At 65.0% G+C, this 24,832-nt stretch carries 24 protein-coding genes; 13 read left to right on the top strand and 11 right to left on the bottom strand.

Features of this window, described 5'->3' with window-relative positions; all coding sequences use genetic code 11:
- Window positions 1-1,869: an extracellular solute-binding protein gene (locus NLM25_RS23860; protein ID WP_254141251.1), complete on the bottom strand. Its 1,869-nt coding sequence runs from the start codon at window positions 1,867-1,869 to the stop codon at window positions 1-3.
- A 262-nt stretch (window positions 1,870-2,131) separates the two neighbouring features.
- Here NLM25_RS23860 and NLM25_RS23855 point away from each other — a divergent pair, with 262 nt between their 5' ends.
- On the top strand, window positions 2,132-2,959 hold the full coding sequence (locus NLM25_RS23855; protein ID WP_254119593.1) for an invasion associated locus B family protein: 828 nt from the start codon (window positions 2,132-2,134) through the stop codon (window positions 2,957-2,959).
- 79 nt (window positions 2,960-3,038) lie between these two features.
- Here the strand turns inward: NLM25_RS23855 and hspQ are convergent, their stop codons facing one another.
- On the bottom strand, window positions 3,039-3,371 hold the full coding sequence (gene hspQ, locus NLM25_RS23850; protein WP_254119592.1) for a heat shock protein HspQ: 333 nt from the start codon (window positions 3,369-3,371) through the stop codon (window positions 3,039-3,041).
- A gap of 106 nt (window positions 3,372-3,477) precedes the next feature.
- On the opposite strand from hspQ, the gene NLM25_RS23845 reads away from it, so the two are divergent.
- Window positions 3,478-4,431, top strand: coding sequence for an AEC family transporter (locus NLM25_RS23845; RefSeq protein ID WP_254138614.1), 954 nt, complete (start codon window positions 3,478-3,480; stop codon window positions 4,429-4,431).
- A gap of 19 nt (window positions 4,432-4,450) precedes the next feature.
- Here NLM25_RS23845 and NLM25_RS23840 read toward each other — a convergent pair whose 3' ends face one another.
- Window positions 4,451-5,635 (bottom strand): UbiH/UbiF family hydroxylase, encoded by a 1,185-nt coding sequence (locus tag NLM25_RS23840; protein WP_254138613.1) that lies wholly within the window; start codon window positions 5,633-5,635, stop codon window positions 4,451-4,453.
- A gap of 87 nt (window positions 5,636-5,722) precedes the next feature.
- Here NLM25_RS23840 and pcsA point away from each other — a divergent pair, with 87 nt between their 5' ends.
- From pcsA to NLM25_RS23825, 3 genes are all read left to right on the top strand, one after another.
- Window positions 5,723-6,490, top strand: coding sequence for a phosphatidylcholine synthase (pcsA, locus tag NLM25_RS23835; RefSeq protein ID WP_254119589.1), 768 nt, complete (start codon window positions 5,723-5,725; stop codon window positions 6,488-6,490).
- Window positions 6,487-7,221 (top strand): TerC family protein, encoded by a 735-nt coding sequence (locus NLM25_RS23830; protein ID WP_254119588.1) that lies wholly within the window; start codon window positions 6,487-6,489, stop codon window positions 7,219-7,221. Before pcsA ends, NLM25_RS23830 begins: the two co-directional genes overlap by 4 nt.
- 75 nt (window positions 7,222-7,296) lie before the next feature.
- A complete protein-coding gene (locus NLM25_RS23825) occupies window positions 7,297-8,271 on the top strand; it encodes a quinone oxidoreductase (protein WP_254119587.1) in 975 nt (324 codons plus the stop codon).
- Between the two features lie 55 nt (window positions 8,272-8,326).
- Here NLM25_RS23825 and NLM25_RS23820 read toward each other — a convergent pair whose 3' ends face one another.
- Both NLM25_RS23820 and NLM25_RS23815 read right to left on the bottom strand, forming a co-directional pair.
- Entirely contained in the window at window positions 8,327-9,517 is a 1,191-nt protein-coding gene (locus tag NLM25_RS23820) for an acetylornithine transaminase (RefSeq protein ID WP_254138612.1), read from the bottom strand.
- Window positions 9,518-9,788: 271 nt separating this feature from the next.
- Window positions 9,789-10,430 carry a hypothetical protein gene (locus tag NLM25_RS23815; RefSeq protein ID WP_254141250.1) on the bottom strand — a complete coding sequence of 214 codons (642 nt, stop codon included), beginning with the start codon at window positions 10,428-10,430 and terminating at the stop codon, window positions 9,789-9,791.
- Window positions 10,431-10,730: 300 nt separating this feature from the next.
- Between NLM25_RS23815 and NLM25_RS23810 the strand changes: the two genes are divergently transcribed.
- Window positions 10,731-11,672, top strand: coding sequence for a hypothetical protein (locus NLM25_RS23810; protein ID WP_254138611.1), 942 nt, complete (start codon window positions 10,731-10,733; stop codon window positions 11,670-11,672).
- A gap of 36 nt (window positions 11,673-11,708) precedes the next feature.
- Here the strand turns inward: NLM25_RS23810 and rimO are convergent, their stop codons facing one another.
- Window positions 11,709-13,034, bottom strand: a complete 1,326-nt coding sequence (gene rimO, locus NLM25_RS23805; protein ID WP_254138610.1) for a 30S ribosomal protein S12 methylthiotransferase RimO — start codon at window positions 13,032-13,034, stop codon at window positions 11,709-11,711.
- Between the two features lie 111 nt (window positions 13,035-13,145).
- Here rimO and NLM25_RS23800 point away from each other — a divergent pair, with 111 nt between their 5' ends.
- The 5 genes from NLM25_RS23800 to NLM25_RS23780 all read left to right on the top strand — a co-directional run bounded on the left by NLM25_RS23800 (window position 13,146) and on the right by NLM25_RS23780 (window position 19,074).
- Complete coding sequence (locus NLM25_RS23800) at window positions 13,146-13,736, top strand: ANTAR domain-containing response regulator (protein ID WP_129275551.1); 591 nt, start codon at window positions 13,146-13,148, stop codon at window positions 13,734-13,736.
- Window positions 13,733-14,896, top strand: a complete 1,164-nt coding sequence (locus NLM25_RS23795; protein WP_254138609.1) for a CmpA/NrtA family ABC transporter substrate-binding protein — start codon at window positions 13,733-13,735, stop codon at window positions 14,894-14,896. Before NLM25_RS23800 ends, NLM25_RS23795 begins: the two co-directional genes overlap by 4 nt.
- Window positions 14,897-15,230: 334 nt before the next feature.
- Window positions 15,231-17,012 (top strand): NirA family protein, encoded by a 1,782-nt coding sequence (locus NLM25_RS23790; protein WP_254138608.1) that lies wholly within the window; start codon window positions 15,231-15,233, stop codon window positions 17,010-17,012.
- Window positions 17,009-18,616 carry a sulfite reductase subunit alpha gene (locus tag NLM25_RS23785; protein WP_254138607.1) on the top strand — a complete coding sequence of 536 codons (1,608 nt, stop codon included), beginning with the start codon at window positions 17,009-17,011 and terminating at the stop codon, window positions 18,614-18,616. The genes NLM25_RS23790 and NLM25_RS23785 overlap by 4 nt, the downstream gene beginning before the upstream one ends.
- 305 nt (window positions 18,617-18,921) lie before the next feature.
- Window positions 18,922-19,074 carry a hypothetical protein gene (locus tag NLM25_RS23780; protein ID WP_167561251.1) on the top strand — a complete coding sequence of 51 codons (153 nt, stop codon included), beginning with the start codon at window positions 18,922-18,924 and terminating at the stop codon, window positions 19,072-19,074.
- Window positions 19,075-19,204: 130 nt separating this feature from the next.
- Here NLM25_RS23780 and NLM25_RS23775 read toward each other — a convergent pair whose 3' ends face one another.
- Genes NLM25_RS23775 through pxpB form a run of 3 tightly spaced genes read right to left on the bottom strand, consistent with a single transcriptional unit; the run spans window position 19,205 to window position 21,771 of the window.
- Window positions 19,205-19,972 (bottom strand): LamB/YcsF family protein, encoded by a 768-nt coding sequence (locus NLM25_RS23775; RefSeq protein ID WP_254138606.1) that lies wholly within the window; start codon window positions 19,970-19,972, stop codon window positions 19,205-19,207.
- Between the two features lie 33 nt (window positions 19,973-20,005).
- Window positions 20,006-21,043 (bottom strand): biotin-dependent carboxyltransferase family protein, encoded by a 1,038-nt coding sequence (locus tag NLM25_RS23770; protein ID WP_254138605.1) that lies wholly within the window; start codon window positions 21,041-21,043, stop codon window positions 20,006-20,008.
- Window positions 21,040-21,771 (bottom strand): 5-oxoprolinase subunit PxpB, encoded by a 732-nt coding sequence (gene pxpB, locus NLM25_RS23765; protein WP_254138604.1) that lies wholly within the window; start codon window positions 21,769-21,771, stop codon window positions 21,040-21,042. Before pxpB ends, NLM25_RS23770 begins: the two co-directional genes overlap by 4 nt.
- Before the next feature lie 250 nt (window positions 21,772-22,021).
- Between pxpB and NLM25_RS23760 the strand changes: the two genes are divergently transcribed.
- Window positions 22,022-22,720 carry a ribonuclease activity regulator RraA gene (locus NLM25_RS23760; RefSeq protein ID WP_008129640.1) on the top strand — a complete coding sequence of 233 codons (699 nt, stop codon included), beginning with the start codon at window positions 22,022-22,024 and terminating at the stop codon, window positions 22,718-22,720.
- 23 nt (window positions 22,721-22,743) lie between these two features.
- Window positions 22,744-23,148, top strand: a complete 405-nt coding sequence (locus NLM25_RS23755; protein ID WP_254119572.1) for a cupin domain-containing protein — start codon at window positions 22,744-22,746, stop codon at window positions 23,146-23,148.
- Between the two features lie 61 nt (window positions 23,149-23,209).
- Here NLM25_RS23755 and NLM25_RS23750 read toward each other — a convergent pair whose 3' ends face one another.
- A complete protein-coding gene (locus NLM25_RS23750) occupies window positions 23,210-23,566 on the bottom strand; it encodes a hypothetical protein (RefSeq protein WP_254138603.1) in 357 nt (118 codons plus the stop codon).
- A 180-nt stretch (window positions 23,567-23,746) separates the two neighbouring features.
- The gene (locus tag NLM25_RS23745; RefSeq protein ID WP_254138602.1) at window positions 23,747-24,610 is read right to left on the bottom strand and encodes a DUF2147 domain-containing protein; all 864 of its coding nucleotides are present in this window, start codon (window positions 24,608-24,610) and stop codon (window positions 23,747-23,749) included.
- Between the last annotated feature and the right edge of the window lie 222 nt (window positions 24,611-24,832).

Genomic DNA, 24,832 nt, shown 5'->3' with positions numbered 1-24,832 from the left:
TCACTTTGCTTGGCTGGCTTGCGGCTGCCCCTTCGACCACCAGGTCTCCGGCAGGTAGCCGGACAGCGCGGTGGCCTTCGGCCGTTCTATCCGATTCCAGCGCGCGATCCATTGCTCGGATACGTTAAACAGGGGGATTGTATAGAAACCGGAGATCAAGGCGCGGTCGAGCGCCCGCACCGCCGAGACGAAGGCCGTATGATCACGGGCCTCCAGGAGAGCACCGATCATGGCATCGACGGCGGGATCTCTGGCGCCCATGTAGTTGCGGGTGCCCGGATTGTCGGCGGCCGCGCTGCCCCAATAGAAATACTGCTCGTTGCCGGGCGACAGCGACTGATCCCAGCGGTTCTGGATCATGTCGAACTCGTAAGCGAGCCGGCGCTGGTCGAACTGCACGGGATCGACCGCGCGAACGGTCGGCGCGATGCCGGCGCGCTTGAGGTCGCGCTGGAACGCGAGGGCGATGCGCTCCTGGTCGCGGGTCGTCACCAGCATCTCGAAGGTGAAGGGGGCTTTTGTCGCGCGGTTGCGCAGCACCGTGCCGTCGAGATCGTAGCCGGCGTCCGACAGCAGCTTGAGCGCCGCGCGCAGCGTGGTCCGGTCGCGCCCCGAGCCGTCGGTCACCGGCAGGCGGTAGCTGCCGTCCATGATGTCGGGCGGAATCTGCGCGGCAAAGGGCTTCAGCAGCTCGCGCTCGCGCGCATCGGCGGACCGGCCGTAGGCCGAGAGATCCGACCCCGCAAAATAGCCAGCGACGCGCGAATAGAGACCGAAAAAGTAGTTGCGGTTGATCAGCTCGAAATCGAGCAGCAGCGTCAGTGCCCGGCGCACGCGGATGTCGGCGAAGATCGGACGGCGCGTGTTGAACACCAGGAATTCGGAAGGCTGCGGCACGCCGGGCTTGATGGTGTCGCGGATCACTTCGCCGCTTTTGACGGCCGGAAAGTCGTAACCGTCGTGCCAGCGCAGCGGTTCGTGCTCGACACGGAAATCATAGAGGCCGCGTTTGAAGGCTTCGAACTGGCCGTTGGCCTCGCGGAAATAGTCGAGCCTGATCTCGTCGAAATTGTAGAGCCCGCGATTGATCGGCAGGTCGCGGCCCCAATAATCGGGATTGCGGGTCAAGGTCACGCTGGCGCCGGGCTTCACCGCCGCGACACGGTAGGGGCCCGAGGCGATCGGCCCCGTCAGCGTCGTCTCCTCGAAGGTCGCAACATCCACTGCATGCTTCGGCAGGATCGGCATCAGGCCGAGGATCAGCGGCAGCTCGCGGTCGTTGGCGCCGGTGAGGTCGAAACGAACGGTGAGGGGATCTGGCGCCTCGGCCTTGGCGACCTTGGCGTAATATTGCCGGAGGTTGGGACGGCCATGGTCGCGCAGGAGCTGCCAGGAGAACAGCACGTCCTCGGCTTGTACCGACTTGCCGTCGGAGAAGCGGGCGCGGGGATCGAGACGGAACGTGACGTAGCTCCGCTCCGCATCGGTCTCGACGGTCTTGGCGAGCAGGCCGTACAGCGTGAACGGCTCATCCTGGCCGCGCGCCAGCAGGCTCTCGACCACGTAGGCGCGGATCGGCTGCACCGCCAATCCCTTCACGATGAACGGATTAAGGCTGTCGAAGGTGCCGAGAAGGCCCCAGACCAGCCGGCCGCCCTTGGGGGCGTCAGGATTGGCGTAGGGCATGTGGGTGAAATTGGGCGGCAACGCCGGCTTGCCGTGCATGGCGATGGCGTGAGCTTCTTCGGCCCGTACGCCATTTGCCGGGAGCCCGGCAGCCAGGACAAAGGCGAGGGCGCAGAGGCGGACGCCAAGGCTCGCACGGAACCTCTCACGAAGGCCCTCGAGAAGGCGCTGGAACATGAACATCGGCACACGTTGATTCGAGGACCGCCGGGACCTGAATCCTATCACAGGGAATTTGGTGGGACGCTGGCGCCAACGCGGCCAAAGACGCTTGTCGGCATTGATCTTTTCGACGGCCCCGCTTAGAAGGCGGGCGATCGCGCAAGAGCGTCGAGCCCGTCACCTATCCGCCTCAATTGACGGGGAGAGAGCCGCGCCCAAACGCGGCTAGGTTCGTCGCTGCAGAGCGGTTCGGGCACTTCCCGTTCAGAAAGGGTTTTCCGCAATGAATTTCCATTACTTGGCCGCGTCCGTCCGGCCGCGCGGGCGACTTCTCGCCTTGTTGACGGCGACGGCATTGGCCGTTCCATTTGCCGCCGAGGCCCAGACCCCGGCGCCGGCCCCCGGTGCGCCTGCCGCGCCCAAGGCGGCTCCGGCCCCGAAAGCCGCTCCGAAGGCTGCCCCCAAGGCTCCGGCGCCCTCCGCTCAGGCGCCCGCCCAGCAGGCTCCCGCGCAGGGCGCTCCGGCGCAGCAGGGCGCGGCCCAGCCGGCCGATCAGCAGATCCAGCTGATCTACGCCCCCTGGACCAAGTTCTGCCTCAAGGGCCAGGACGCCAACGCCAAGCAGGTCTGCTTCACCGGCAAGGACGGTCGCATCGAGTCGGGCCAGCCGGTCATTGCCGCCGTGATCATCGAGCCGGAAGGCGAGCCCAAGAAGATCCTGCGCGTGACCTTGCCGCTCGGCATGCAGCTCGTGCACGGCACCCGCATCATCGTGGACAACAATGCGCCGCTGCAGCAACCGTATGTGATCTGCTTCCAGAACGGCTGCATGTCGGATTATGAGGCCAGCCCCGAGCTCATCAACAGCATGAAGAAGGGCCAGAACCTCGTCGTCCAGGCGATCAACGCCAACGGCGCGCCCTTGACGCTGCCGCTGCCGCTCGCCGGCGAATTCCAGAAGGCCTATGACGGTCCGCCGACCGATCCCAAGGTGTTCGAGGAAACCCAGAAGAAGCTCCAGGAAGAGCTTCAGAAGAAGGCCGACGAGCAGCGCAAGAAGCTCGAGCAGCAGGGCGGTGCGCCCGGCGCACCTCCGACCGCTCAGAAGTAATCGGGCGACGGACGTCCAGACATGAAAAAGGCGCTCACTTCGAGCGCCTTTTTTGCTGGCCGCTTGCCGGCAGCGAAATTCAGTTCAACGACGGGTTCCGCGGGCGGTAGCCGCCGTCCTTGTTCTTGATGAAGATCTCGGCGACCTGGGAATGGCGGACCGGTTCGCCGGAATCGTCCGGCACCAGATTCTGTTCCGATACGTAGGCGACGTACTCGGACTCGGCGTTCTCCGCGAGCAGGTGGTAGAACGGTTGGTCCTTGTGCGGCCGCACCTCTTCAGGGATCGACAGCCACCACTCCTCGGTGTTGTTGAACTCCGGATCGATGTCGAAGATCACGCCCCGGAACGAGAAGATCCGGTGGCGCACGACCTGTCCGATCTGGAATTTGGCGGTCCTCGCTTTAATCATTCCCCGTCGATAGACCAGGATTGTGGCCGATGCTAGTGCCCTGATCTGGAATTAACCTTCGCTTGCGGGGCGGATAGCCCCCAAATCTTCAGAAAACACTTCATCAATGGTCGATATCCTCAATCTGGCGCTACCTTATTTTGGCTTGATCTTCGTCGGATTTGCTTGCGGCAAGGCCAAATCGCTACCGGAATCGGGCCTCGCCTGGATGAACTTCTTCCTGCTCTACGTGTCGCTGCCGGCACTGCTGTTCGCGATCATGTCGAAGACGCCGTTCGCGGAATTGAACAACCCGCCGTTCCTGATCGCGACCACGCTGGCGACGGTCGCAGCGTTTACGCTGGCGCTGGTCGTCGGCAAGATTTTCGGACGGCTGACGCTGCGCGAGGCGACGCTCGCGGGTCTCTCCGGCGGCTACGGCAATATCGGCTATATGGGACCGGGGCTGGCGCTCGCCGTGCTTGGGACCAAGGCATCGGCGCCGACCGCGCTGATCTTCTGCTGCGACAGCATCTTCCTGTTCACGATCGTGCCGCTGCTGATCGAGCTCTCCGACCGCGACCATCCTTCGATCGTGCATGCCTTCGGCGTCGTGCTGAAGCAGATCGTGCTCAACCCGCTGATCATGTCGGCCTGCTTTGGCGCGGCCGTGGCGGCGCTGCACATCGAGCTGCCGGTCGCGCTCGACCGCACCATCACCTTCCTTCAGAACGCAGCCGCGCCGACCGCGCTGTTCGTGCTCGGCGTGACCGTGGCGCTCCGCCCGTTCAACCGGGTGCCGTGGGAGGTGCCGGGCGTGATCGCGGTGAAGCTATTGATCCACCCGCTTGCCGCGTTCGGCCTCATGCTGGCGTTCGGTCCGTTCGCGCAGCCATGGGCCGCGACCGCAGTGCTGATGGCCTCGCTGCCGCCGGCGCTGAACGTGTTCGTCATTGCCCGGCAGAACGAAGCCTGGATCGAATCTGCTTCGGTCGCGGTGCTGCTCGGGACCTTCGCGTCCGTGGTCACGCTGACCAGCGTGATGTGGGCGATCCAGACCGGCCGGCTGGCGTTTCCCTGAGCGGTCTACCGCCGCCGAGTTACCTTCGCCACGTCGGCGTCAGGCCCTCGCGCATCGCAAAACGCCGGAGCGGGCCGATGGCGCCGAGCAGCTGCATGCCCACGGCGCGGACCGGCTGGAGCGGCAGGAAATCGTTGAGCAAAGAGCGGTTGGCGATGTCGATCGCAAACGTCCGGCTCAAAATGTCCGGACGCCGCGCCCGGTCGTAGCGTGTCAGCACGTCGGGTGCGCCGGGATCCTGACCCGCAGCGATGGCCTCGCCCGCGAGGCGGGCGATGTCGGCGGCATCGCGCAGACCGAGATTGAGGCCCTGGGCGCCGATCGGCGGGACAACATGGGCGGCTTCGCCGACCAGCGCGATGCGGTCGCGGCCGAAGGACTTTGGACGTTCGATCGCAAGCGGGAACAGGTTGCGGCCCGGCTCGACCGACATGCGTCCCAGAATGGAATGCGACTGCGTCTCGATCGCGGCGGACAGCTCCTCATCGCTCAATCCGCGAAGCCGCCCGGCTTCCGCGGGCGCCGCGACCCAGACGATGCTGGAGCGGTCGCCGGGCAGGGGCACGAACACGCACGGACCGTGCGGCGTGTGGAACTCGGTCGAGACGTTGCGATGCGGGCGCGCGTGGCCGACGTTGAAGGTCAGCGCGGTCTGCGTCAGGTCGCGCCGGGTCACCGCGATGCCGGCGGCTTCCCGGCACAGTGAGTGCCGGCCGTCGGCGCCGACCACGAGCCGGGCCGTAAGGAATTGCGCGGACGCGGTGCGGATCGCGACGTCGTCGGCTTCGATGACGACGCTTTCGGCCTCGTCGTCGAAGCGCTCGAGGTGGGGCAATTCGGCCGCGCGTTCTTCCAGCGCCAGCATCAGCGAGCGGTTGTCGATGTTGTAGCCGAAGGCATCGAGCGCGATCTCGTGACAGGAGAACCGGACCTCCGGCGCGCGGAACAGCCGGCCGGTGTCGTCGACGAGCCGCATGACCTCGAGGGCTGCCGCCTTGTCCTTGCAGCGCGGCCAGACGTCGAGGCTCTCCAGGAGCTCGATGGAGGCACCGAGCAGCGCGGTGGTGCGATTGTCGGCATAGGGTACGCGCCGGGCCACCAGCGCGGTCCGCGCGCCAGCCTGCGCAAGCGCGATGGCCGCTGCCAGTCCCGCCGGCCCGCCGCCGATCACGGCCGCGTCAAAAAGTGTCGATGCGTCTGTCATGGAACGACATTTGACACGGCCCGCGGCAAATTCAAGCCCACCTATATTTCCCTGATTTTATGACGAATTGTGCGACCGAGCGCCGCAATGGCGGATGTGCAAACCGGTCTCGTTCTGATAGCAGAAGCCATGGATACCCACGAGGATTCCCTGAAGCCGAGACCGGCGATCCGCGCCGCGGCCTTCTCGGTGCACATCTTCACCGCATTCGGCGCGGCCATCGCGCTGCTGGCGATGCTGGAGGCCGTGCGCGAGCACTGGGCGGCGATGTTTCAGTGGCTGGGCGTCGCCCTGATCATCGATGCGATCGACGGGCCGATCGCCCGCCGGCTCAACGTCAAGGATGTGCAGCCGAACTGGTCGGGCGACGTGCTCGATCTCGTGGTCGATTTCGTCACCTATGTCTTCGTGCCGGCCTACGCGATCGTGGCGAGCGGGCTGCTGCTGCCGGTTGCGGCGCCGCTGCTCGGCATCGCCATCATCGTCACCAGCGCCTTATATTTTGCCGATCTACGCATGAAGGCCGACGACAATCATTTTCGCGGCTTTCCGGCGCTGTGGAACGCGGCGGCGTTCTATCTGTTCCTGCTGCACTGGCCGCCGCTGGCATCGACGCTGCTGGTCGCGGCCCTGGTGGTGCTGACCTTCGTGCCGTTCCACGTGCTGCATCCGGTCCGGGTCGTGCGGCTGCGCTGGCTGACGATGTCGCTGATCGCGATCTGGGCGCTGCTCGGGCTCTACACGCTGGAAATGGATTTTCGCGTCGGCACCGGCGTGACAATCGTGCTCTGCGCCATCGCGCTCTGGATCAGCTTCAGCGACGCATTGATCCGCCTGGCAAGATCCTTCGCATGATGCATTTGTTGACCAGCCCCGAAGCCTGGGCCGCGCTGCTCACCTTGACGTCGCTCGAGATCGTGCTCGGCATCGACAACGTCATCTTCCTGTCGGTGATCGTCTCGCGCATCCCCGAGAAGCAGGCCCACCGCGCCCGCCAGATCGGGCTTGCGCTGGCGCTGATCTTCCGCATCATCCTGCTCAGCCTGCTGGTCTGGCTGATCGGCCTGACCGCGCCGGTGTTTTCGTTTTCAGGCTACGGCTTTTCGTGGCGCGACCTCATCCTGATCGGCGGCGGCCTGTTCCTGATCGCCAAGGCGACGCACGAAATCCACGCCGAAGTCGAAGCCGATGACGGCGAGGGCGACCGCGAGTCCGGCGGCAACGCCTTCTTCTGGGTGATCATGCAGATCATCGTGATCGACATCGTGTTCTCGCTGGACTCGATCATCACCGCGATCGGCATGGCGCAGGACATCGAGATCATGATCGCGGCCGTCGTGATCGCCTGCCTGGTCATGTACATTTCGTCGGGGCCGGTGTCGCGATTCGTCGCGGAGCATCCGACCACCAAGATGCTGGCGCTAGCCTTCCTGGTGCTGATCGGCGTCGCGCTGGTCGCGGACGGATTCCAATTCCACATTCCGCGCGGCTACATCTATTTCGCAATTGCGTTCTCGGCGGCGGTGGAATTCTTCAACGTGCTGGCGAAGCGCAACCGCAGGAAAGCCCGCAAGCCGTCCGTTTAGCCGTTCCAGCCGGCGTCGAGTTGACAAGGCCGGCGCGATGTCTTTCGTTGAGCCGCGAGAAGAGGAGGTCAGGTGATGACCAAAGCCGTCCGTGTGCACAAGGTCGGAGGCCCAGAAGCCCTGGTCTATGAGAGCGTCGATGTTCCGGCGCCGGCTACCGGCGAGGTGCGCATCCGCCAGCATGCGGTCGGACTGAACTTCATCGACGTCTACTATCGCACCGGCCTCTACAAGGCGCCGGGGCTGCCCTTCATCGCAGGCAACGAGGCCTCGGGCGAGGTCGTCGCGGTCGGGCCCGGCGTGACGCATTTCCATCCCGGCGACCGCGTCGCCTACTACCATAATCTCGGCGCCTATACCGGCGAGCGCAACATCCCGTGGGAGAAGCTGGTCAAGCTGCCCGACCACATCACCCACGAGCAGGGCGCCGTGCTGATGCTGAAGGGGCTGACGGTCTGGTACCTCCTGCACAAGACCTTCAAGGTCGAGCCGCATCATCGCGTGCTGGTCCATGCCGCAGCCGGCGGCATCGGCCTGCTCGCCTGCCAATGGGCGAGGGCGCTCGGGGCCCACGTCATCGGTACCGTCGGCTCGCGCGAGAAGGCCGAACTCGCCGAGGCCAATGGCTGCGACCATGTCATCCTGTACAACGAAGAAGATTTCGTCGCGCGCGTGAAGCAGATCAGCCGCAATGAGGGCTGCGACGTCGTCTATGACGGCGTCGGCAAGGCGACCTTCCCGGGCTCGCTGTCCTGCCTCAAGCCGCGCGGCATGTTCGTCTCGTTCGGCAATGCCTCAGGTCCCGTGCCGCCGTTCTCGATCGCCGAGCTCAACACTCACGGTTCGCTGTTTGCGACGCGGCCGAAGCTGAACGATTACATCGGCACGCGCAAGGAGTTGCTGGAAGGCGCCGACACGCTGTTCGCCGCCGTCATCAACGGCAAGCTGCACGTGCCGATCAACCACGCCTACGCGTTGAAGGATGCCGCGAAGGCGCATACCGATCTTGAAAGCCGCAAGACCACCGGCGCGTCGATCCTGAAGCCGTAGGTCTTTCGTCATTCCGGGTTCGGCTCTTCGAGCCGCCCCGGAATGACGCAGCAACTTACGCCACACGCCGTGCCGCGCCGGCCCTGGTCAAGATCCCGTCGAGACAATCGATCATCTCGGCGATCTCGGCCCGCGTGACGTTCAGCGCCGGCATGAAGCGCAGCGTGTCGACCTGCGGCGCGTTCAGGAGCACGCCGGCTTCGAACGCCTGTGCGACGATGCCGGGCGCGATCGGCAGCTTGAGGTCGAGCGCCAGCAGCAGGCCGCGTCCCCGCACGCCACCGAGCCCATGCCGGGCCGAGACCTTCTGCAACTCGCTTTCGAGCAGCAGGCCGGTCTCGGTCACCGCCTTGAGGAAGTCCGGCTTGCCGATCTCCTCCAGCACCGCGAGCCCTGCCGCGCACATGATCGGGTTGCCGTTGAACGTGCCGCCCTGATCGCCGTGCTCGAAACAGGAGGCGCGTTCGGTTGCGAGCAGCGCCGCGAGCGGCACGCCGCCGCCGATGCCCTTGCCGAGCGTCATGATGTCGGGCGCGATCCCGGTGTGCTCGTAGTGGAAGAGTTTTCCGGTCCGGCCCACGCCGGTCTGGATCTCGTCAAAAATGAGCAGCAAGCCATGCGCCTCGGTGAGCGCGCGCAACGCTTGCAGGAACTGGTCGCTCGCCGGCCACACGCCTGATTCACCCTGGATCGGCTCGAGCATCACAGCGACCGTGTTGTCGTTGATCAGCTTCTCCACCGAGGCGATATCGTTCAGCTTGGCCTTCTTGAAGCCTGCGACCTTCGGCTCGAACAGCGGCTCGAACGCCTTCTTGCCCGAGGCCGACATCGTCGCCAGCGTCCTTCCGTGGAAGCCGCCCTCGAAGCTGATGATCTCGAACGCGCCGCCTTTGTGCAGGCTGCCATATTTGCGCGCGAGCTTGATCGCGCCTTCATTGGCTTCCGCACCTGAATTGGCGAAGAACACCTGGTCGAGGGCGCTGTTTGCGACCAGCGCCTCGGCGAGCTTCAAACTCGGCTCGTTGTAGAAGGCCGGGCTCGGCGTCAGCAGCCGCTTGGCCTGCGCGCTGAGCGCGTCGGCAATCCCCGGAGGGGAGTGGCCGAGGCAGTTGACGGCCCAGCCCTGCACGAAATCGAGATAGCGCTTGCGGCTGTCGTCCCAGAGGTAGGAGCCGGCGCCGCGGACGAACACGGCCTTGGGCCGTGCGGTGATGTCCATCAGCGCGTCATAGGGATGCGTGGTCATGTCGAACTCCTGTGGGGACGGGTGGGAAAAGGGGCACAAAAAGCAGAAAGGCCGCACCTTGCGGGTGCGGCCTTCTCGAAAACTCGGCTGAATTTTAATGATTCAGCGGCGTCGTCGGACATGGCGCACCCTCTCATCGTCGCGGATGCGACGACGGAGCATTTCGGTGCGCTGATGGGTCCGAGCGTTGATCATGGGGCGCGTCCCTACAGCCGAATGGCCGGGCTTGTCAAGCGGGCGTTTTGCACATTGCTCGCCGAGCGTGCATCGGTCAGGTCGGATGCGCGGCTTCCCCGGTGTCCTTGTCGCCCCAATCCGCATCGGCAATTGCGGTGTCGATGAACTCGCCGCGCAAGAGCTTGAGCGGCGATGACCAGTACAGCGCGATGTTGTGGAAGGGATCGGTCAGCACTTTGAACACCCACACCAGCCCCGTGGCGACATCACGCGTCGCGAACAGCTGGATCATGCGAATGATGCCGCCGCTGACGCCGATCGCAAGCCAGAGCGCGCCGACATGGCGGATGTAGTCGAGCCGGGTGGCGGGCGGATCAAACAGTCCGAACAGCGTCGGGAAGGCGTAAAGCGCAATCGGCGCGCTGCCCCAGACCAGGAGCAGGATGATCTTGCGCGTCTGATTGTAGCCGACCTTGACCGCTTCCTTGTAGTCGTTGCTGACGTCGTTGACGGCGTCATAGCCGCTTGGCTCGAAGAAGAAATGGCCGGTCTGGCGCGTCAGCATCGCGAGCCAGCCGACGATGCCGGCGAGCGCGGGATCGTTGAACAGCAGCGTATAGCAACCGAGGAAGATGACGGCGCTGACGAGGTGCAGCGTCTGGTTAACGGTGCTCTGGTGGTAGAAGCGGTAGTCGTCGAAGCGCTGCGTGCGCAGCATGTCCGGGAGGCGGCTCATCATCACTCCTCGCTCGCGTTGAAATGCGCGCGGAGAGTTAGGCCGAGTCCGTGACTGGTGCGTGAATGCACTATAATTTCATATCGCAGCGCGTTTGCAGTGGTGCGCTGCAGAACGATGTCGTGGTAGAGGATTACTGAGTCCTCACCGAACGTCCCTCCCGGTCGAAACCCGCCGAGTATCGCGATGGAAACCAACAAGCCTCTAGCGCGTTTGTGATCGAACGACGCGAATTGGTTCGAACCCAACGTACCGCGGCTCAGACCAAGAGGGGCGGGACCAACCAGACAGTTTTCAGCCTTGTCAGATACGCTCTACCCGATCGACCTTGACAGCATTCGCGGCGCGTTTCCGCCAGGTATCGAGGCGCCATCCCTCCTGGTCGACTTCGCCGGCTGGCTGAAGGGGCGCCCCTGGGGCAGCGTCGGCCGCTTCTCCCTCCAGGGCCAGTTCTCCGACCATGCGCCGATCGTCGACGGCAGTCCTTTGCGTGACAGGTTTTCGCTGTTCATGCGGCTGCCGGACGGCTCGGCCGTCGGCGGCTGGTATGGCGCCGGTCTCGATCGCGACAATCCGCCGATCGTGGGACTGGGCTCGGAGGGCGACTACGAGCTGCTGGCGCCGAGCCTCGATGGCCTGCTCGCAAAACTGACATCGCAGCAATTCGAGGACGCCTGGAGCGACCTGAAGCCGCACGACGAGGTCGAGTGCCAGACGGTCGAGCTCGCACAGTGGCTCGCCGGACGGCCGACCGGCGAGGCGGCGGCGCCCGACGACAATTCGTCGGAGCTGCCTGACTTTCGCGGCTTCGTGGAAAAATGGAGCCGGGATCGCGAGGACTATTGGGCCAATCATCGCCTGATGGCCGAGCTTGGCTGGCGGCTGGCTGCACATCTGCCCAAGGGCAAGAAGCCTTGGGACCAGACGCGCTTCGAGATCGCGATCGTCGGCAAGCAGTATGAGGCGCGCGTCCTGACGCGTGGACCGCAGCCGTTCGAGGAAGCCGCCGCGATCGAATCCCTGCTGCGCGATCTGCGCGAGGAGATGCGCAAGGCACAGCCCGAACTCGGGCTGTGGTATGCGATGAAATTCGGCCTCTATGCCGATGGCCGCGTCATGCCGAATTTCGAATACGACGTGCGCCCGAGCATCGACGGCGAGCCTGCGAAACTATCCGAGGCACAGGCCGATCTCACCCGCGCGCCGCGCCCGGAGCGCTGGGTGCCGAAATGGCTGGCGTGATTGCCTCCACACCGTCATTGCAATGACGGAGCGCCGTCAGAACCCCGCGACGCTGCCGTGCAGATCGTACTGGTCGGCACGCTCGATCTTCGCGGTGACGATCTCGCCGACGCGCAAGGGGCGGCGGCTGGAGAGATAGACCGCGCCGTCGATCTCGGGTGCGTCGGCCTTGGAGCGGCCTTTTGAAACCGTCGGGCCGACTTCATCGATGATGATCTGCTGGCGCGTGCCGACCTTGCGCTTGAGCCTTCGTGCGGAGATCTTCTGCTGGCGGGCCATCAGCGCGTTGTAGCGCTCCTGCTTGACCTCTTCCGGCACCGGGTTCTCGATTGCGTTCGATGTCGCGCCCGCGACCGGCTCGTATTTGAAGCAGCCGAGGCGATCGATCTCGGCTTCGTCCAGCCAGTCGAGCAGATAGGCGAAATCGGCATCGGTCTCGCCGGGGAAGCCGACGATGAAGGTCGAGCGCAAGGCGAGATCGGGACATTCCTCGCGCCAGCGCTTGATCCGCGCCAGCGTCTTGTCCTGCGCTGCCGGCCGCTTCATCGCCTTCAGCACCTCGGGGCTTGCATGCTGGAACGGGATGTCGAGATAGGGCAGCACCTTGCCCTCATTCATCAAGGCGATGACCTCGTCGACATGCGGGTAGGGGTAGACATATTGCAGCCGGACCCAGGCCCCTAGCTCACCAAGCTCGCGCGCGAGATCGAGGAATTTGGCGCGGACCTGGCGATCCTTCCACGGGCTCTCGGCGTATTTGAGGTCGACGCCGTAGGCCGAGGTGTCCTGCGAGATCACCAGCAGCTCCTTGACACCGGCGCGGACCAGACGCTCGGCCTCGCGCAGCACGTCGTTGGCCGGGCGCGAGACGAGATCGCCGCGCAGCTTCGGGATGATGCAGAAGGTGCAACGGTTGTTGCAGCCCTCGGAGATCTTCAAATAAGCGTAGTGGCGCGGCGTCAGCTTGATGCCCTGCGGCGGCACCAGGTCGACATGCGGATTGTGCGCCGGCGGCAGCGCGCGGTGCACGGCGTCCAGCACGCTCTCATATTGCTGCGGGCCGGTGATGGAGAGCACGCCGGGATAGGCCTGCTCGATCTGCTCGGGCTCGGCGCCCATGCAGCCCGTCACGATCACCTTGCCGTTCTCGGCCATGGCCTCGCCGATCGCCGAAAGCGATTCCTGCTTGGCGCTGTCGAGGAAGCCACACGTATTGACGATGACGATGTCGGCTCCGTCATGCTTGCGGGCGAGCTCGTAGCCTTCGGCGCGCAGGCGCGTGATGATGCGCTCGGAATCCACCAATGCCTTGGGACACCCGAGCGACACGAAGCTGACCTTGGGCGCAGCCGTCTGATCCATATCCAAATCTGCCTGATTGACCGGCTTGAGCTAGTCCCAATTGCCCATAATTACAACCCTTTGCATGGCTTCCCGGCGTGCTATGGATGAATCGCCTGACGTGAGTGAGCAATGAGCGCCGAACAGTCGCCTAAAATCGTGATTGTCGACGAAAGCCCGATCCGGGCTGCGATCCTCGAGGAGGGGTTGCGGGAGGCCGGATTCACGCAGATCGTCCATATCCGCGAGATGCAGAGCCTGCTCGCCCGTATTTATGCGGTGGACCCCGACATCATCCTGATTGATCTGGAGAACCCCAGCCGCGACGTGCTGGAGGCGATGTTCCAGGTCAGCCGGGCCGTGAAGCGGCCGATCGCCATGTTCGTGGACCAGAGCGATTCATCCTCGATCCAGGCCTCTGTGGAGGCGGGGGTATCCGCCTACATCGTCGACGGGTTGAAGAAGGAGCGCATCAAGCCGATCCTCGACCTCTGCGTGTCCCGCTTCAATGCCTTCGCAAAACTCCAGGAAGAGCTGGAGCGCACTAAGTCGCAGCTCGAGGATCGCAAGATCATCGAGAAGGCCAAGGGAATCCTGATGAAGGTGAAGGGCCTCAACGAGGACGAGGCCTACGTGCTGCTGCGCTCCACCGCCATGCGCGAGAAGAAGAAAATCGGCGAGATCGCCCAGTCGATCATCACCGCGTCGGAGATGCTGAAATGACCGCACCCCTTCGCATCGGGTTCATTCCGCTGGTCGATGCCGCCGCCCTGATCATCGCCGTCGACAAGGGTTTTGCCGCCGCCGAGGGGCTCGAGGTCGAGCTGGTGCGCGAAGTCTCCTGGTCCAACGTGCGCGACAAGCTCAATATCGGCCTGTTCGATGCCGCGCATCTGCTCGCGCCTGTCGCGATCGCATCCTCGCTCGGGCTCGGCCACGTCAAGGTACCGATCGCAGCGCCTTTCAATCTCGGTATCAACGGCAACGCGATCACGGTCTCGCCGGCGCTTCATGCCGCGCTGATGGAAGAGATCGACGGCGACCGCTTCGATCCGCTCGCCACCGCCAAGGCGCTGGCGAAGGTCGTAGCTAGGCGGCGCAAGGCTGGCGCCGATCCATTGACCTTCGGCATGACGTTCCCGTTCTCGACCCACAATTACCAGCTGCGGTTCTGGATGGCGGCGGCCGGTGTCGATCCGGATGAGGACGTGCGCCTCGTGGTGCTGCCGCCGCCTTACATGGTCGACAGCCTCGCCAATGGTCACGTCGATGCGTTCTGCGTCGGCGCACCCTGGAATTCGGTCGCGGTCGATCTCGGCATCGGCCACATCCTGCATTTCGTCTCCGACATCCTGCTGCGCGCGGCGGAGAAGGTGCTGGCGGTTCGCCAGGTCTGGGCCGAGAAGCACCCGGAGGTGGTCGCAGCACTGGTGCGTGCGGCGGTCAAGGGCGCCGAGTTCATCGAGGAGCCCGCGAACCTGACCGAGGCCGCGCGGATCCTGGCACAGCCGGAACGGATCGGTGTCGATGCCGAGGTCATTCAGCGAACCCTCACGGGTCGCTTGAAGATCTCGCCCGACGGCACTCTGCGCGAGAGCGGCCGCTATCTCCTGGTCGGACGGGAAGGGGCAGGGCGCCCCGAGCCGGTGCAGGCCGCGTGGCTCTACGCGCAGATGGTGCGTTGGGGGCAGACCGCGCTGACCCCGGATGGCGTCAAGACGGCGATGGCCGTGTTCAGGCCCGACCTTTACGACGCAGCCCTCGGTCACCAACCTCCCGAGGAAGCGCCCGCGGCGTTCGGGGCGTTTGCGGGCCCGGCCTTCGATCCCGACAACATTCGGGGGCATCTGGAGGCCTTCGAGGTCGGACGCTGGAGGGCCTGATTCGAATCTGCACTGTTTTTAGGCAGTATAGATTATCGTCTAAATTTTGAGCTGGCTGCTCGAATTTCGTGAGAGTTCCGGAACCGGGATTTTCCGGGGGTGTCCCTAATTTACTGAAATCAAACATCTTTCTATTTCGTCAAAGCTGGCACGCAACTTGAATGTTGCAGTGCGGCCAGCTTGTCACAGGTGCCTGCTGAGCCGAGTCCCGCAGCAACGAAGCTGATCGGACCGTTGGGTAACGAAGCGGGCTCCAGGAGCCAGCCGTTCCTCGCGGGTCGCGCCAATGTCCGTCGATACCACTCAGGTGGCCGCAGGAGCTTCGTTACCGACCATGAAAATCGATACGCTCGCAGTCGACTTTACCGACGAGCAGAAACGCTATCTCGAAGGCTTCACGACCGGTTTGCAGATCAGCCGGGTCGGTCGCGGTCTCGGCGGCAGCAGCGGCAAGGCCAATGCCGAGCCGACCGGTCCCGACGCCGTGCACATCAAGGCGCAGGACAAGGTCATCGCGTCCGGCAAGAAGCTCGCCGACCAGGAGAAGTTCAAGCGCGACGAGCATCCGTTCGACGCCTATCCGCGTCTGCGCCAGCAGGCGCTCGACAACGCGCCGCCGAGCCCGGCAGACAATTTCCGCTGGCGCTATTACGGCATCTTCTATGTCGCGCCGACGCAGGACTCCTACATGAGCCGTCTGCGTATTCCGAACGGCATCATGAAGCACTGGCAGCTATCCGGCCTTGCCGATCTCGCTGATGAGCTGTGCGGGCCCTACAGCCACGTCACGACGCGCGCCAATCTCCAGCTGCGCGAGATCCCGCCGAAGAACGCCGTGAAGCTGCTCGAGGGCATTCAGGACCTCGGCCTGTGCTCGCGCGGCTCCGGTGCCGACAACATCCGCAACGTCACGGGAACGCCGACGGCGGGCATCGATCCGCAGGAGCTGATCGACACCCGGCCCTATGCGCGGGAGTGGCACTACCACATCCTCAACGACCGCTCGCTCTACGGCCTGCCGCGCAAATTCAACGTCGCCTTCGACGGTGCCGGCAGGATCGCGGTGCTCGAGGAGACCAACGACATCGCGTTCACCGCATTCGAGGTGAAGGACGGTTTCGGCGTCGAGCCGGGGGTCTGGTTTCGCCTCGGCCTTGGCGGCATCACCGGCCACAAGGATTTCGCAAAATACTCCGGCATCATCGTCAAGCCGGAGGAGGCCACCGCCGTTGCCGACGCGATCGTGCGCGTCTTCATCGACCATGGCGACCGCACCAACCGCAACAAGGCGCGGCTCAAATACGTGCTCGACAGCATGGGCCATGACGGCTTCCTCAAGCTGGTGGAGGAGCGGCTGAAGACGCCGTTCACGCGCGTGCCGGAGGAGGCGTTTCTCCCGCGGCCGGCCGCGGACCGCATGGCGCATATCGGCGCGCACAAGCAGAAGCAGGACGGCCTCAACTGGATCGGCGTCTCGCTGACACTCGGCAAGATCACCTGCGACCAGATGCGGGGGCTCGCCAAGGTGGCGCAGGACCTCGGCGACGGCGAGATCCGCCTGACCGTCTGGCAGAACCTGCTGATATCGGGCGTGCGCGACGAGAATGTCGAGCTCGCCTCTGCTGCGATCAAGCAGATCGGGCTCGCCGTCGAGGCCTCGCATATCCGCGCGGGTCTGATTGCTTGCACCGGCAATGCCGGCTGCCGTTTCGCGGCTTCCAATACCAAGCGCAACGCCGCCGAGATCGGCGACTGGTGCGAGCCGCGCGTCGCGATGGACAAGCCGGTCAACATCCACGTCACCGGCTGTCACCATTCCTGCGCGCAGCACTATATCAGCGACATCGGCCTGATCGGTGCGCGTGTTCCGGTGAATGAAGACGACACGGTGGAGGGCTATCACCTCTTCACCGGCGGCGGGTTCGGTCCCGACGCCGATGTCGGGCAGGAGGTCTATCACGACCTCAAGGCCGAGGACGCGCCGAAGACGGTCGAGGGACTGCTCAAGGCCTACATCGCCCATCGCTCGTCTCCCGACGAAACCTTCCTGTCCTTCGCGCGCCGCCATGACGGCGAGACGCTGCGCAAGCTTGCCGATGCACAGGTGTCCGCATGAACCAGATCACGCCTCCGCCGAAACTCGACATCATTCCCGCCAGCGCGCCGTTCTCGGACGCGCAGCGCTCCTGGCTGAACGGCTTCTTTGCCGGATTGCTGTCGCCCGATGTGGCAGCGCCGCTGTCGGCGGAGCAGGGCGCCGCTGTCATGCAGGCCGGCGACGGCGACGACGGTGAGGCGCCGTGGCACGACCAGACCATGCCGATTGCGGACCGGATGAAGCTTGCCGAAGGCCGTCCCGTGCGCCGCAAGATGATGGCGGCGATGGCGCAGCAGGATTGCGGTCAGTGCGGCTACAATTGCCACGACTATTCGGAGGCGATCGCGGGCCGCAGCGAAGCACGGCTCAACCTCTGCGTCCCCGGCGGCAAGGAAACCGCGCGGATGCTGAAGTCGCTGTACGAGGAACTGGACAAGGCACCGGCGGCCAATCCGGCTGACAAGCAGGACGCGGTGGCAGCCCCTGCTGTGACGGTGACGATCGCCGAGCCCGGCCGCTCGCGCGACAATCCGGTCGCGGCGACGTTCCTGTCGCGGCGCCTGCTCAACAAGGGAAAGTCGGAGAAGGAGACCTATCACGTCGAGTTCGATCTCTCCGAGAGCAAGCTCGACTATATCGTCGGCGACAGTTTTGGCGTGTTCGCGCGCAACGAGGTCGGCCTCGTCGACCAGATCATCGCGCTGCTCGGCGCCTCCCACACCACGAAGGTCAATGGCAAGACCCTGCGCGAGGTGCTGATCGACGACGTCTCGCTGTCGCCGGCGCCCGACACGCTGTTCGAGCTGCTCTCCTTCATCACCGGCGGCGCGCAGCGCGAGAAGGCGCGGGCGCTGGCGCAGGGCGAGGATCCCGATGGCGATGCGGCGACGCTCGACGTGATGGCGGCGCTGCAGAAGTTTTCGGGCACGCGGCCGCATCCCGAAGCCTTCGTCGAGGCGCTGGAGCCGCTTCAGCCGCGGCTTTATTCGATCTCGTCCTCGCACAATGCGACGCCGGGTAAGCTGTCGCTGACGGTCGATTCCGTGCGCTACGTGATCGGCAAGCGCAAGCGCCTCGGCGTGGCCTCGACCTTCCTCGGCGAGCGCATCGCTGAAGGCGAGAAGCTCAAGGTCTATGTGCAGAAGGCGCACGGCTTCGGTCTGCCGCAGGATCCGAAGACGCCCGTGATCATGATCGGCCCCGGTACCGGCATCGCGCCGTTCCGCGCCTTCCTGCTCGACCGCAAGGCGACCGGCGCCCCCGGCAAGAACTGGCTGTTCTTCGGCCATCAGCGCAGCGATTGCGATTTCTTCTACCAGGAAGAGCTCAATGCGATGAAGACCTCGGGTCAACTGACGCGGCTGTCGCTGGCCTGGTCGCGCGACGGCGAGAAGAAGTTCTACGTGCAGGACCGCATGCGCGAGGTCGGCCGCGAATTGTGGACCTGGCTCGCCGACGGTGCGCATCTCTACATCTGCGGCGATGCCAAGCGCATGGCCAAGGACGTCGAGCGCGCGCTGGTCGACATCGTCGCCCAGTTCGGGGCGCGTTCGACGGATGAGGCCGTCAGTTTTGTCGCCGAGCTCAAGAAGACCGGCCGCTTCCAGGCTGACGTGTACTAGGGACGGCTTCGTAAGGTGGGTTAGCCGAAGGCGTAACCCACCTCTTCTGTCACAGCCGATGCAGAAGTGGCGGATTACGCCTTCGGCTAATCCGGCCTACAAGAGCTGTCATCTCGCCGTCATCGATGTTGGTTCCAGTTCGCTCCGATCTTAACGAATAAGATTCTCGGAACCCGGATTTCAGAAGAATTTGCGCCTGCGATGCGGCTTCTTCAGAGAAGGCGCATCGCTATTTCCGCCGCCGTCTTGCCTCCCGCCCTGGTTGATCCTTCATACTCCCGCAAATGGGGCGTTGGAGATCGACCATGCGCGAACTATCGGCGGAAGCCAGGCTGCACTTCTATGCGCGCTCGCTCTCGCGTCGGACCGGGGCGAGCATGCATCATGTTGCGCTCTACAGCGCCTTTGCCGTCATCGCAGCGATCGTGTTCGGCACGTTGTCGGTGCACCCGTTCTAACGAAGCTTCACCGCTCTCGTAGGGTGGGCAAAGGCGCGCCCTTGGCGCGCCGTGCCCACCATGTCTCAACATACGAAATCGATTTGGTGGGCACGCTTCGCTTTGCCCACCCTACGGCACCTGTTGCGCTTTACCCGCGCTTGAACGGCGCGACCTCGATCCCCGCATCCTTTAACGCCTGACGTAGGCCGCGCGCGATGTCGACCGCGCCGGGCGTGTCGCCGTGGATGCAGACCGTGTCGGTGCGCATCTTGATCACCTTACCCGTCACCGAGACCACCGCGCCGTCCTGCACCATGCGCACCACGCGATCGGCGATCGCCCTGGCATCGTGCAGCACTGCGCCGGGCTTCTTGCGCGAAACCAGGTTGCCGTCGTCCTCATAGGCACGGTCGGCGAACACCTCGTGCACCATCGGCAGATTGGCGTCCTCGCCGGCCTTCACCAGCTTTGAGTTGGCAAGCACGACGAAGATCAGGCTGGGATCGACGGCCTTGATGCCCGCGGCGATCGCCTTCGCCGTCATGTCGTCCTCGCAGGCGACGTTGGAGAGCGCGCCATGCGCCTTCACATGCGTCACCTTGTGCCCGGCCGCGGTCGCGATCGCCTGCAATGCGCCGATCTGGTAGGCGACGAGATTCTCGATCTCGGAGGCCTTCAGGCCCGCGATCGGATGCCGGCCAAAACCGTGCAGGTCGCGGTAGCCGGGATGGGCGCCGACCGAGACGCCGCGCGCCTTCGCGAGCTCAACCGTCCGGCGCATGATGTCGGGGTCACCCGCGTGGAAACCGCAGGCCACATTGACCGAGCTCGCAAGGTCGATCATCGCGGAATCGTTGCCCATCTCCCACGCGCCAAAACCTTCGCCGAGGTCGCAATTGAGATCGATCGTTTTCATGGGGGTGCTCTCCGCCTCTGGTCGTCTTGTCCCTTACGGCTCCGCCACGACCTGCCAGGTTCCGGCATCGACGGCGCTGACCGCATAGCCCGCAACATTAGCATCGCTGAGCGCCTCGATGTTGAGCTCGACGGTGTCGGACGAGCGCAGGCGATCGGGCAGGTTGCGAATAAGTTGCGCGAATTTGCGCGCCTCGTCCTGCGCCTCGGCCATGGTGACCTCGAGGAACCGGAACGCGGTTCCCGCCGAGGTCTGCGCGAGGCGGCCGACATCGGCCGTGATCACGGTTGCGATCTTCGGATAGCCGCCGGAGGTGCCGCGGTCCATCATCAACGCGATCGGCGAGCCGTTGCCGGGGACCTGGATGCTGCCGTTGACGGTGCCGTCGGAGACGATGTTGTGGCCGTGCAGATGCTTGATCGCGGGGCCCTCGAGCCGGTAGCCCATGCGGTCGGAGGTCGCCGAGATCTTCCACTCGCTGTCGAGGAACAGCGCCTTGTTGGCATCGTCGAACTCGTCGTCCTGCGGCCCCAGCAGGACGCGGATCGGACCGCTCACAGGCTTCGGCAACTCGATGCGCAATTCAGGCGCTCCGCTTGCCGCATCGACCGTAAACTCGTCGCCCGCCTGGAGCGGGCGCGGGTAGGGGCTGCCGAGACCGGCGCGGGCATTGACCGCGAGGCTGCCGAATACCGGCTCGCCGCGAATGGCCCCTTCGATCGCGAGGTAGGTGAAGGCACCGCCGCGGGCAAAGCCCAGCGTCAGCGTCTCGCCGTCTTTCAGCGTCACCGAATTGTCCATCGCCACCGGCTTTCCGGCGACGTCGGCATTGCGCGGCGCCCCGGCGATAGCGACGCGCACGGCGCCGTCCTTGGCAGTGAACGTAGCGCCGAACGGGCCGATCTCGACGGCGGCTGCGAAGGGCTCGTTGCCGACCAGCGTATTCGCCGCCGCGAGCGACAGACGGTCCATCGCACCGCTGACCGTCAGGCCATAGCGTTGCGCGCCGTGGCGTCCGCCGTCCTGGACGGAGCTTGCGGGACCGATGCTGGCGACGACGAGCCGGCTCATGCGATCACCTGCTCGGCAATGATCTCGCCGGCTTCGGCGGCGCGGTCCAGTTCCTCGAATGTCTTGTGATCGATGGCGAAAAACGTCACGCGATCACCGGGTTCGGTGAGAAAGGTCGGATTCCGGTGGAGCTGATAGGTTCTGACAGGCGTGCGGCCGAGCAGGTGCCAGCCGCTCGGGGCAGCCAGGCATTGGATTCCGGCCTGGATGCCGCCGATCGAGATCGTGCCGGCGGGCGTGAACAGCCGCGGGCTCTGGCGCCGCGACATGTGCAGGGATTTGTCGAGGCCGCTGAGATAGGACCAACCCGGCGTGAAACCGATCATGGCGACACGATAGTCGCCACCGGCGTGACGGGCGACGATGTCGTCGGGCGTGGTGTTCAGCGCCTTGGCGACCTCCTCCAGATCGATGCCGTGCTCGCCGCCATAGGCGACGGGAATGCGCCAGCGCCGCGCCCTGGTGGCCGGCGGTAGCGGCTGGCTGGCGAGCGCGAGCAGCCTTTCGCCGAGCGCGTCGAAGCCGATCTTGCCGGGGTCATAATGCACCAGCAGCGAGCGATAGGTCGGAACGGACTCGGTGATGCCGTCGATGGGGCTTGCTGCGAGCGCCTTGTCGAGCGCGAGCACGCGCTCGTTGGCGGCATCGTCGATGGTGCGGCTGAACTCGACCGTGACGGCGCTGTCGCCACTGGGCAGAAGGCGGGGCGGGGGGAGCGTCGCGGCCATGAGCTGTCGAAATCGGGCCTGGAGGAAATGCGCGGCGCTCGACCTTGAGTTCCGCCTCAACCCTGCTTCGCGTAAATGCGCCGGCAAGTCCAATAAATTAATGCAGGGGTCCGCGATAAAGCGTTGTTATCGCGTCGCATAACAGCCCTGCGGCCCTGCGTTATTGTTGGCCTTTTGGCCCTTGACGCAAAGCGCCCGGCTCGCAAGATGCGCGCGTTCTTTCCCGCCCATCCGGAGCTCGTCTGTTTCCATGTCGCTGTCCCCCGAAGCCCGCAAGACCCTCGCCGGCATCACCACTGCCACCATCACCACGGTCCTGCTGAAAAAGGGCCTGCGCAATGTGTGGATGCGCGGCGCGCGTCCGCTGCGCCCGGGCCTGCCGCGCCTGGTGGGGCCGGCCTTCACGCTGCGCTTCGTGCCGGCGCGCGAGGATCTCGCGACACCGGAATCCTGGTCGTCGCCGATCTCGACCCGCACCGCGATCGAGGCGATGCCGGACGGCTGCATTGCAGTGGTCGACGCCATGGGCATCACCGATGCGGGCATTTTCGGCGACATCCTCTGCGCGCGCATGATGAAGCGCGGCGTCACCGCGCTCGTCACCGATGGCGTCGTGCGTGACGTCGAGGGCGTGCTCGGCACCAATCTGCCGGTCTGGTGCGACGGCTATGCCGCGCCGCCGTCGGTTGCGGGCCTCACCTTCGTCGGCTGGGGCGAGCCGATCGGCTGCGGCGGCGTTGCGGTGTTCCCGAACGACATCGTCGTGGCCGACCAGGACGGCTGCGTGCTGATCCCGCAGGCGATGCTCGATCACGTGCTCAATGAGGGCGTCGAGCAGGAGCGGATGGAAGCCTGGATCGTCAACGAGGTGAACAACGGCGCCGTGCTGCCGGGCCTCTATCCCATGAATGCCGAGACCAAGGCACGTTACGCCGCCAGCAAGAAGTAATCGGGAAGGAGCGAGGTAATCCCATGGAGATCACTGTTGCAGGCACCCGGCCCACCCGCCGCGCGCCCAAGGAAAACTTCACCGGCACCGTGTTGCAGGACCCCATCAACATGGCGCCCGCGCCGGCGCGGTTGAACGTCTCGCGCGTCTCGTTCGAGCCCGGCGCCCGCACCAACTGGCACCACCATCCGCTCGGGCAGACGCTCTACGTGATTTCGGGGGTCGGCCGCGTCCAGACCAAGGGGGGCCCGGTCCAGGAAATCCGCCCCGGCGACACCGTCTGGATTCCGCCGGGGGAATTGCACTGGCATGGCGCTTCACCGAACAACAGCATGTGCCATATCGCCATGCAGGAAGCGCTCGACGGAAAGTTCTCGACTTGGCTGGAGCCAGTCACGGACGAGGAATACGGGGCGCCGCTCGGCTAGCTCCGTTCTCCGACAGGACGCATCGCCCCTGGGCGATGCGTCGCCCGACGAAGGCTTGCAGCTAAATCCGCTCCGCCGTCCACGTGCCCGTGCACATGGCGCCGCGCCACGTGCCGGAGCCGGAGGTGCCGCTGAGCCGGCCGAAGCCGACGGCGCGCTTGATGCCGGTGCTCAGGGTGACGTTGATGCTGCCGGCATCGGCCACGCGGCCGGACGCGGTCACTGCGGCGCTGCTCGACGCGATCTGGCCGTTGCTGATGCCGATCGAGACCGTTGCGCCGTTGCCGCAAGTCTCGCTCGATGATGAGATGCGGACATTCCATGCACCGTCGAAGGTGGAGGTCGTCGCGCTGGCCTGCGTCAGCGGGACGGCGATGGCGACCATGCCGGCGAGGAGACCTTTGCGAAATCCGTTCATGACACGCCCCTTGGGTTGACCATGCGGGGATCGTGGCACCGTCGGTGGAACCGGCGATATGAGGGTTGTCACGTGCGCATGAGGCTGTGTGAGGTGGCGCACCCGGTGTGACACGGTGGACAAAAGCAAAGGGGCCCGCATGACGGGCCCCTTGTCTTCGTTAGAGCGTCATACCCGAAGTCAGTTCACCCGCGTCCAGGTCTGGCCGCCACAGAACATGCCGCCGAAGGCGCAGCCCTGCACGCGCAGCCGGTCGGTGCCCTTCATGGCGATCGTCGAATCGTAGGTCGAGCCGGAGTTGGGGTCGAGAATGCGGCCGGACCATTTCTGATCCTTGCCGGGCTTCATGTTGATCAGGACCTGCTCGCCATTCTGGTTCGATTTGCTGTCGACCGAATAGCCGCACAGGTTGGTGCCGCATTGCTCGATGCGGACCTTGCCTTCCTTCTCCTCGGTGAGCCAGATCCCGAGCGGTGAACTGAGGTCGCGCGTCGGCGCGACCGCGGCGGCCTGAACGGGTGCAGGTGCAGGGGCCGGCGCGGGCGGCGGAGGCGGTGCCGGGGGCGCGGCAGCCACGGTCGGAGCCGGTGGCGGTGCTACGGCGGGAGCAGCCTGTTGCTCGACCGGCGCCGGCGCGGGAGGCGGCGCAGGCGGCGGCGGCAGCACGGCCGTTTCGGCAGGCGCATTGCTGGCGGTCGCTGCCGGCGGTGGAGCAGGTGGGGGCGGAGCCGCAGGCGCTGCTGCTGCGGGCGCAGGAGCCTGTTCGGCTGCGGGCGGTGCTGCGATAGGCGCGGGAGCCGGAGCGACGGCGGCCGGTGTTTGCGGGTCGGCCTTGGCCTGCTGCGGCGGCTGGCCCGGGGTCGTCTCGTTCTTCTTGGCCTTCTTCGCCTTGCCCTGGCCGGTGTTGTCGTAGACGCCGGGAATCTGCACCGTACCGCGGTCCGGATCGATGCGGATCGTGCGCCCGCCATATTCGAAAGTGTACTGCGCTTGGGCAGCGGTGCTCGCCAAAAGGAATGCGGCCGTGGCCAACAGCTTCCTCATTTCGCATCTCCTGAGCAGGTGGTCCCCGCACCGAGGCGTACGCCCCGGCTCGATCCTAAAAAGTGATCTAGATCACTGTCACCGTATGAGTCGTGTTCCAGCGGTTCCGGGTTCAATATGCCTGGAGCCGGTCCAAAGTTTGGCGAGGCAAGGGACATGAGGACGCGGGCCGCCTGGAGCCTTTTCCGTTCCGATGGAATCGGAACGGGGCTCCAGGTTCTT

It is taken from the genome of Bradyrhizobium sp. CCGB01 (assembly GCF_024199795.1).
Lineage (GTDB): Bacteria > Pseudomonadota > Alphaproteobacteria > Rhizobiales > Xanthobacteraceae > Bradyrhizobium.
This window is presented reverse-complemented; position numbering and strand designations above follow the sequence as displayed.